Origin of the sequence: Demequina litoralis (genome assembly GCF_030418455.1) — a bacterium.
In the GTDB taxonomy this organism is placed as follows: domain Bacteria; phylum Actinomycetota; class Actinomycetes; order Actinomycetales; family Demequinaceae; genus Demequina; species Demequina litoralis.
Window position 1 is genome coordinate 224,185 of record NZ_JAUHPW010000006.1, and the last position, 9,159, is coordinate 233,343.

At 72.0% G+C, this 9,159-nt stretch carries 6 protein-coding genes; 2 read left to right on the top strand and 4 right to left on the bottom strand.

Going from position 1 to position 9,159, the window contains the following annotated elements; translation table 11 throughout:
• Positions 1-126: 126 nt before the first annotated feature.
• Both QQX09_RS09670 and QQX09_RS09675 read right to left on the bottom strand, forming a co-directional pair.
• Complete coding sequence (locus QQX09_RS09670; protein ID WP_301133954.1) at positions 127-1,641, bottom strand: catalase; 1,515 nt, start codon at positions 1,639-1,641, stop codon at positions 127-129.
• 27 nt (positions 1,642-1,668) lie between these two features.
• Positions 1,669-2,121 (bottom strand): Fur family transcriptional regulator, encoded by a 453-nt coding sequence (locus QQX09_RS09675; RefSeq protein WP_301133956.1) that lies wholly within the window; start codon positions 2,119-2,121, stop codon positions 1,669-1,671.
• A gap of 278 nt (positions 2,122-2,399) precedes the next feature.
• On the opposite strand from QQX09_RS09675, the gene QQX09_RS09680 reads away from it, so the two are divergent.
• Positions 2,400-4,901, top strand: coding sequence for an FAD-dependent oxidoreductase (locus tag QQX09_RS09680; RefSeq protein ID WP_301133958.1), 2,502 nt, complete (start codon positions 2,400-2,402; stop codon positions 4,899-4,901).
• Between the two features lie 66 nt (positions 4,902-4,967).
• On the opposite strand, the gene QQX09_RS09685 is transcribed toward QQX09_RS09680, so the two are convergent.
• On the bottom strand, positions 4,968-7,205 hold the full coding sequence (locus tag QQX09_RS09685; protein ID WP_301133960.1) for a beta-glucosidase family protein: 2,238 nt from the start codon (positions 7,203-7,205) through the stop codon (positions 4,968-4,970).
• A gap of 144 nt (positions 7,206-7,349) precedes the next feature.
• On the opposite strand from QQX09_RS09685, the gene QQX09_RS09690 reads away from it, so the two are divergent.
• Complete coding sequence (locus QQX09_RS09690; protein WP_301133962.1) at positions 7,350-8,354, top strand: LacI family DNA-binding transcriptional regulator; 1,005 nt, start codon at positions 7,350-7,352, stop codon at positions 8,352-8,354.
• A gap of 31 nt (positions 8,355-8,385) precedes the next feature.
• On the opposite strand, the gene QQX09_RS09695 is transcribed toward QQX09_RS09690, so the two are convergent.
• Positions 8,386-8,904: a hypothetical protein gene (locus tag QQX09_RS09695; protein WP_301133964.1), complete on the bottom strand. Its 519-nt coding sequence runs from the start codon at positions 8,902-8,904 to the stop codon at positions 8,386-8,388.
• Between the last annotated feature and the right edge of the window lie 255 nt (positions 8,905-9,159).

Consider the following 9,159-nt stretch of genomic DNA (forward strand, 5'->3'; position numbering starts at 1 on the left):
CAATGACAAGGGTGACAGGTGTGACAAGCGCATCGTCGGAGGCGACGGTCACATGCGTCACCTTTGTCATTGGGAGTCGACGAAGGCCCGACCCCCTTGCGGGGATCGGGCCTTCGGGAACCGGGATCAGACGGAGACGGGCTCCACGCCGGTGCCGGGCTCGCCGGCCTCGACCGGCGCCTCGCCGGAGAGGTTCGCGCGGAGCTTCGCACCGAGATCGGCGTCGACGTTGGTCCAGTACTGGATCGCACGCTCGCGGATGTCGTCCGACTTCACCGCGCCGACGTGGCCGGTGATCTGCTCGAGGATGTGCGCCTTGCCCGCGTCGTCGAAGACCTCGCGGTACATCGTGCCGGCCTGACCGAAGTCGTCGTCCTCGGCGTGCAGGGTCGCGGCGGCGCGGACCATCTCGCCGTCCGACTCCCAGTTGCCCGCGTCACCGGCACGGGCGGCGTCGGCGTGGGCGCCACCGTGCGAGTTGGGCGCGTACACCGGGGTGTCGGGCGACGCGAAGGAGTAGCGCATCGCGCCGTCCTTGGCGTACGAGTGGCCGTTCGCGTCCGCGGCGTGCGGGGAGTTGACCGGCAGGTCGGCGTGGTTGGTGCCGACGCGGTAGCGGTGCGCGTCCGCGTAGGAGAAGATGCGCGCCATCAGCATCTTGTCCGGCGAGGCGCCGATGCCGGGCACGAAGTTCGAGGGGGCGAAGGTCGCCTGCTCGATCTGCGCGAAGTAGTTCTCGGGGTTCTTGTTGAGCTCCATGACGCCCACCGGGATGAGCGGGTAGTCGCCGTGCGGCCACACCTTGGTGAGGTCGAACGGGTTGAAGCGGTAGGTCTTCGCGTCCTCGTAGGGCATGACCTGCACGTAGAGGTCCCAGCGCGGGAAGTCGCCGGCCTCGATGTGCTCGTAGAGGTCGCGGATGTGGTGGTCGCCGTCCGAGCCCGCGAGCTGGCCCGCCTCCTCGATGGTGAGGCCGTGCACGCCCTGCTGGCTCTTGAAGTGGTACTTCACCCAGAAGCGCTCGCCCTCGGCGTTGATCCACTGGTAGGTGTGCGAGCCGTAGCCCTGCATCTCTCGCCACGAGCGGGGGAGGCCGCGCTCACCCATGAGCCACGTGACCTGGTGCGCCGACTCGGGCTGGAGGGTCCAGAAGTCCCACTGCATGTCGTTGTCGCGCATGTGCGAGCCGGGGAGGCGCTTCTGCGAGCGGATGAAGTCGGGGAACTTGATGCCGTCGCGGATGAAGAACACCGGGGTGTTGTTGCCGACGAGGTCGTAGTTGCCCTCGGTCGTGTAGAACTTCAGCGCGAAGCCGCGGGGGTCGCGCCACGTGTCGGGGGAGCCGTGCTCGCCGGCGACCGAGGAGAAGCGCGCGAGCATCTCGGTCTGGACGCCGTCCTGGAACAGCGCGGCACGCGTGTACTTCGCGATCTCCGGGTTCGTGGTGGTGAACGTGCCGAACGCGCCACCGCCCTTCGCGTGGACCACGCGCTCCGGCACGCGCTCACGGTTGAACTGCGCGAGCTTCTCGACCAGGTAGTGGTCGGTGAGCGAGGTGACGCCGTTGTTGCCGACGGTCAGCGAGTGCTGGTCCGAGGCGACCGGTGCCCCGGAGTTTGTGGTAGTGAACTTCTCCGACATGGGAGCGCTCCTTCGTGGTTGCGACGTTCAGAGGTGGACAGAGGCCGGGGACGGCACGGCGACCGCATGCTTGCAGTCCCCGCAGAGACCCCAGAACATGACCTCCGCCTCGGCGACCGCGAAGCCGTGGTCGTCGTCGGGGGTCAGGCATGGGGCGTGTCCCACCACGCAGTCGACGTCCGCGATCGCACCGCAGTGCGTGCAGACGAGGTGGTGGTGGTTGTCGCCCACCCGCAGCTCGTAGCGGGCGGGGTGGTCGCCGGGCTCGATCGAACGAGCGAGCCCGCGACCGGTGAGGTCGTGGAGGACGTTGTAGACCGTCTGGAGCGACACGTCCGGGAGGGTCTGGGACACCCGCGCATGGACCGCGTCGGCTGAGGCGTGCGGCAGGCCCGCGAGGGCCTCGAGCACCGCACGCCGGGGCTCGGTGACGCGCAGGCCGGCTCCGCGGAGCATCCCGTGCGTGTCGAGCTGTGTCATGACGGTCAGCGTACGTCCTTCTTTTGAATTCTTCAAATCACGACTCGCCGACGGCCGCCCGCCAGCACGCCCTGCGCGCGGAGGGCCCGCGTGCCAGGGTGGTGTGCATGGACGATGCGCATCCGCGTCGGGCGGCGATGTCGCCACCCGTACCAACGCGCGTCGCGCCGCGCGCGCTCCCCTCTCCCGCGCATCGTCCAACCGGGACCAGATACCCCCTGGTGCGCATACCCCGGGGGATATCTTCGTAATCAGGTTCGAGACCCCCAGGAGGGAACATGAAGCTGATCGTCGTCGGCGGTGTCGCCGCCGGAGCATCCACTGCCGCGAGGGCGCGGCGCCTCGACGAGTCGGCGGAGATCGTCGTCTTCGAGCGCGGCCACCACGTGTCGTTCGCCAACTGCGGCCTCCCCTACCACGTGGGCGAGGTGATCTCCGATCGCTCGCGCCTGCTGCTGCAGACGCCCGAGAGCCTGCGCGAGTCCCTCAACATCGACGTCCGCATCGCGACCGAGATCGTCGCGATCGACCGGAAGAAGAAGACCGTCACCGCGCGCGAGGTCGACACCGGCAAGGAGTACACCGAGTCGTACGACAAGCTCGCGCTGTGCATGGGTGCCGAGGCCGTGCGCCCGCCGCTGCCCGGCATCGACCACCCCGCCGTCGAGGTGCTGCGCCGCATCGGCGACATGGACCGCATCAAGGCCCGCCTCGACGCCGCCCTCGCCGCCCAGAAGGCCGGCAAGCGCGGCACCGTCACCGCGGTCGTCGTCGGCGCCGGCTACATCGGCCTCGAGATGGCCGAGAACCTCCACCACCGCGGCGTGCGCGTCGACGTGGTCGAGCTCTCCGACCAGATCCTCCCGCCCGTCGACCACGAGATCGCGATCCCGGTCGAGCAGCACCTGCGCATGCGCGGCATCGGGCTCCACCTGTCGACCGGGGCCGCCGCCTTCCAGGCGCTGGCGGACAGCGACGGCGACGACCGCGTGAGCGTCGAGCTCAACTCGGGCACCGTCCTCAAGGCCGACCTCGTCATCCTCGCCGCGGGCGTGAAGCCCGCCGTCCAGCTGGTCAAGGACGCCGGCATCGAGCTGGGCGAGCGCGGCGGCATCAAGGTCGACACCCACATGCAGACGTCCGACCCCGACGTCTACGCCGCGGGCGACGCCGTCGAGACGCCCCACCCCGTGCTGCCGGGCCAGTACCTCGCCCCGCTCGCGGGGCCGGCGAACCGTCAGGCCCGCGTGGCCGCGGAGAACATCTGCGGACGCGACACCGAGTATCGGAGCACCCAGGGCACGTCGATCGTCAAGGTCTTCGACATGGTCGCGGGCGGCACCGGCGCGACCAAGCGTCAGCTCGACGCCGCGGGCGTCGACTACCGCGTGGTGCACGTGCACCCGTCGGGCCACGCCGGTTACTACCCCGGCACCGCGATGATGCACATCAAGCTGCTGTTCTCGCCCACGGACGGCAAGGTCCTCGGCGCGCAGGCGTGCGGCTTCGACGGCGTCGACAAGCGCCTCGACGTGTTCGCGATGGCGATCCGCGCGGGCCTCACCGTCTTCGACCTCGAGGAGCAGGAGCTCGCGTACGCGCCGCCGTTCGGCTCCGCGAAGGACCCGGTCAACATGGCCGGCTTCGTCGCCGCCAACACCATCCGTGGCGACTTCACCCTCTGGTACGCGGAGGAGTGGCCGGTGCCCGACGGTGCGCGCCTCGTCGACGTGCGCACCCCCGAGGAGTACGGCATCCACCACCTGCCGGGTGCCGAGTCCGTGCCGCTGGCGACGTTCCGCGAGGCCATCAGGTCATGGGAGGACAAGGACCAGCCGATCCGCCTCTACTGCGCCGTGGGCTTCCGCTCGTACCTCGCGCACCGCATCCTCGTGCAGAACGGCTTCACGGACGTCGCGACCCTGTCGGGCGGCTCGACCACGTACGGTCACGTGCACGACAACCCGGCCGACCAGTACTCCGCGCAGCCTCCGATGGAGAACTACGCGGAGAAGGTCTCCGTCGCGTCGGCCGTCGCCGCCGCGACCGGCCAGATCACCGAGCTCGACTGCACCGGGCTCGCGTGCCCCGGCCCGATCATGCGCCTGGCGGACGCCATGAAGAAGGCCGATGCGGGCGACGAGGTCCGCGTCACCGTGTCCGACCCGGGCTTCGCCCTCGACGGCCCCGCGTGGGCGTCGAAGAACGGCCACACGCTCGTGTCGCTCGACCCCAAGGGCCCCGGCTTCGTGGGCACGTTCCGCAAGGGCGGCGTCGAGCCGGTCCAGACCGGCAAGGCCGCCGGGGGCCGCAACAAGACCTCGATGGTGGTCTTCAGCGGCGACCTCGACAAGGTCCTCGCGGCCTTCATCATCGCCAACGGCGCCGTGGCCATGGGCGACGAGGTGTCGATGTTCTTCACCTTCTGGGGCCTCAACGCCCTGCGCCGCACGGACCCGCCCAAGCGCGACAAGTCGATGATGGACACGATGTTCGGCGCGATGATGCCGCGCGGCGCCGAGAAGCTGACCCTGTCGCAGATGCACATGGCCGGCGCGGGCACCGCGATGATCAAGAACGTCATGAAGCAGAACGACGTCCCGTCGCTGCCCGAGCTCATCAAGTCGGCGCAGGACGGCGGCGCCCGCCTGCTGGGCTGCACGATGACGATGGACCTGCTGGGCATGTCGCAGTCCGACCTGCTCGACGGCGTCGAGCTCGCCGGCGTCGCGACCTTCCTGGGCGAGGCGAACGAGAGCGGCACCACGCTGTTCATCTGAGCCCGCGCTGACGGCACGAGGGCCCCGGGGTGATCCCCGGGGCCCTCGTCTATGCCGGCGGCGCGATCAGGCGCGCACGCGCTCGAGCGCGTCGAGCATGCCCCGCACGGTCTCCGCGCCACGGCCCGGCGCGACGAAGTCGGCGATCTTGACCATCGGCATCTGGAGCATCATCTCGGCCATGTCGTTGTCCTCGAAGAGGTCGGCACCCTGGCCCGAGGCGCCGGCGGCGACCACCTCGGCCAGCACGGCCGCACCCGCGGGGTGCGCGAGCCAGTCGCGGTACAGCGACTCCATGTCGAGCGAGGGGACGGCGGCGGGCATGTCGAGCGTGAGGGTGCGCGCGGCGACGATGTCGCGCGACGAGCGGCCCACCTCGACGACGTACTCGCCGGACTCGACGGTCCAGCCGCCGTCGCCCCAGTAGGCGAAGGCGCGGTCGTCGAGCTCGAGCGTCACCACGGTGGACTCGCCCGGCTCGAGGGCGACCTTGTCGAAGGCGCGCAGCTCGCGCACCGGCCGGTCGACGGCCGCGACCGGGTCGCCGACGTACACCTGGACCACGTCGGTGCCGCGGCGCGCGCCCGTGTTGGTGACGAGGACTCGCACCGTCGCGGCGGCGACCGCGGGGTCGGGCACGTCGACCGCGAGGACCTCGTGCTCGAAGGTCGTGTACGAGAGGCCGTGGCCGAACGGGAACGCGACGTCGCGGTCGGTGGCGTCGTACCAGCGGTAGCCGATGTAGATGCGCTCGCCGTGGCGGACGACCTTGTCGCCGCCGGGCCAGTTCACGTGGGCGGGGGTGTGGGCGAGGCGCCACGGCACGGTCTCCGCGAGGCGGCCGCCGGGCTCCGCGGCGCCGAAGAGGATCTGTGCGAGGGCTGAGCCGCCGGCCTGGCCGGCGAGCCACATGTCGAGGATGGCCGGGGCCTTGCCGACCACGTGCTCAAGCGAGACCACGGAGCCGTGCGACAGCACCACGACGACGCGCGGGTTGGCGGCGGCGACGGCGGCGAGAACGTCGAGCTGCACCTGCGGCAGGTCCATGTGCTCGCGGTCCCAGCCCTCGGACTCGACGGCGTCGGGCAGGCCGAGCATCAGGACCACGTCCTCCGCGCGGGCGGCCGCGGCGACCGCGGCCTGCAGCATCGCCTCGTCGGTCTCGCCGTCCAGGCGGAAGGCGGGCGCGAAGACGACGTCGCGGTGCGAGCCCGCGGCGATCTCCGCGAGCGGCTCGTCGAGGCGCGTGGGGTTCACGTGCGACGAGCCGGCGCCCTGGTAGCGAGGCGCGGTGGCGAACGGGCCGAGCACGGCGACCTCGCCACCCTCGGAACGGAGCGGGAGCAGGTCGCCGTCGTTGGCGAGGAGCACGGCCGAGTCGGCGGCGACCTCACGGGCGAGCGCGTGGTGGGCGTCGGCGTCGAAGGTCGCCTCGGTGGTGCGGGCGTCCCGCAGGCGCGCGTGCACGCCGACGATGCGCTGCACGGCCCGGTCGAGCACCGCCTCGTCGAGGCGGCCGTCGCGGACGGCGGCGACCACCGCCGCGGGACCGGCCTCGCCGGTGCTCGGCATCGTGAGGTCGAGGCCCGCCTCGAGCGCCACGGCCGGGTCCCAGGTGGCACCCCAGTCGGAGACGACGTAGCCCTCGTAGCCCCACTCGTCGCGCAGCACCTCGGTGAGCAGCCAGTGGTTCTCCGAGGCGCGGACGCCGTTGATCTTGTTGTAGGAGCACATCACCGTCGCGGGCTGCGACTGCTTCACGACGCGCTCGAAGGCGGGCAGGTAGATCTCGCGCAGCGTGCGCTCGTCCACCTCCGCGCTCACGCGCATGCGGTCCGTCTCCTGGCTGTTCGCGGCGTAGTGCTTGACCGACGCCCCCACGCCCATGGCCTGCAGGCCGGAGATCCAGGCGGAGCCGAGCTCGCCCGCGACCAGCGGGTCCTCGGAGAAGTACTCGAAGTTGCGGCCGCCGAGGGGGGAGCGCTTCATGTTGACGCCGGGGCCGAGGAGCACGTCCACCTCCTCGACGCGGCACTCGGCGGCGAGAGCGGCGCCCATGCGCGTCAGCAGCTCGCGGTTCCACGACGAACCGGTCGCGGCGGCCGTGGGGAAGGCGGTGGCGGGCACCGAGCCGTTGATGCCCAGGTGGTCCGAGCCGCCGGTCTGCTTGCGCAGGCCGTGGGGACCGTCCGTAAGCATCGCGGACGGGATGCCCTTCTCCGGGATCCCGACGGTGGTCCAGAAGTCGGCGCCGAACACGAGGCGCGCCTTCTCCTCGAGCGTGAGGGTGCTGATGTCGGGCATCGTTCTCTCCTTCTGCGGTGCCCCGGCCCGGGCCCACCGCTGCGCCTGGTCCGCGGCGACGTCGCCGCGTGGTTAACTTAAGCGCATAAGTTAGGTCCTCCACCATAAGCGTTCCTCTCCCGGATCGCAAGATAGGGTTCCCGTATGCCCGCTTCCGCGCGCGTCAAGGCGACCGACGTCGCCGCAGCCGCCGGCGTCTCCGCCGCGACCGTGAGCTACGTGCTCAACAGCACCCCGGGTCAGACCATCCCCGAGGCCACGCGTGCCCGGGTCCTCGCGGCAGCGGAGTCGCTCGGCTACGTGCCGAACGCGACCGCGACCGCCCTGGCCCGCGGCTCCTCCGACGTCGTCATCATCGACTTCACCGAGGTGCCGTTCGGCTCGCTCGTCGGCGCCATGGTGGCGACGCTGTCCGATGCGGTGCAGGACGCCGGCCTCGTGCCGATCGTCGAGCTCGGCGGCCGGTCGCTCGGCGACCACGCGAACGTCATCACCCTCGCGCGCGCCACCCGCCCCAGGGCCGTCGTCACCATGGCGATGCTCGATGCCGCCACGGCCGAGGAGCTCACCTCATCCGGCGTGCCCCTGCTCGTGAGCGTGATGCCCGCGTCCTACGACGCGGAGCGGGTCATCCACGATGCGGCGGTCACGCAGGTCGGTCATCTGGCCGGCCTCGGCCACACCCGCCTCGCCTACGCGCCGGCGGGCACCCCGGGCCTCGAGGAGGTCGATGCGCAGCGCTGGCGCGGGATCGAGGACGCGGTGCGCGCGCGCGGGCTCCGCGTGACGCGGCTCGCGCCGGCCACCGACGTGGCCTCCGCGGTCGAGGCGGTCGAGGCCGCGCGCCGGTCTGGCGCCACGGCCATCGCCGCCTACAACGACGAGGTGGCCCTCGCGATGCTCGCCGGCGCCCACGCGGCGCGTGTCGCCGTGCCCCGGGACCTGTCGATCATGGGCATCGACGACATCCCGCAGGCACAGTTCGCGGTCCCGGCCCTCACCTCGGTCCGGTACAGCACCACCGGGCTCGAGCAGGCGGTCGATCTCGCTGCGGTCCTGGCCGCGACGGGCGTGCGGCACCTCGCCTCGGACGCGCCGACCCAGCGGGTGATCGTGCGCGACACCACTGCCGCGCCCCCCACCGCCTGACGAGCCTCGCAGGGACGATGCGTGGGGGCGGTCAGCCGAAGGTGACCGTGAGCATCCCGTCGAGGAGCGAGACCCGCGCCGGCCAGCCGGCACGGGTCTGCACCAGGAAGTCGGCGCCGTCGCGCGCGAGGATGCCGTGGTCGAGGTAGTAGTCCGCGAGCTCCCCCTCCGTGACGGACACCGGCGTCGCCGCCCCCTCGCGCACCGCCTCGGCCTGCTCGGGGACCGGCCACGGGATCGCGGCGACGGTCTCCGCGCCCTGGACCAGCAGCCAGTCGAGCGGGAGCGCCGCGGTGTCGACCGTCGCGCCGATCTCGGCATCCGGGTCGTCGGCGACCAGCACCAGGGCGGCCGTCGGCATCGCCTCGGGCTCGGCGGCCGCGATGTCGCGCACGTCCACGACGCCGCCGACCGCGACGAGCGCGGTCATCGCGACCGCCGCCGAGGCGAGCACGATGGCGTGGCCGGGGCGCGCCTGCCAGCGCAGCAGCGCCGCCGCCCCCAGGGTGAGCACCAGCAGCAGGCCTGTCAGCACGAACCCTGCGCCCATGAGCACCCCCGATTCGCACGTTACCAGCGGCTTCGGCGACGCGCGCGGGCGCCGTCCGACGAGCGTGGAGACGCAGGAGGGGGGGGGGGGCCCCCCCCCCCCCCCCCCCCCCCCACCCAGGCCAAAACCCCCCCCGGGGGGCCCCGCCCCCCCCCCGGGGGGCCGGGCCCCCCCGCGCGCACCGTGCCGGGCGGGACCGTGAACGCGATCTCCGAGCCGTCACCGGACACCGTCGCGGTGACGTCGGCGGGGTCC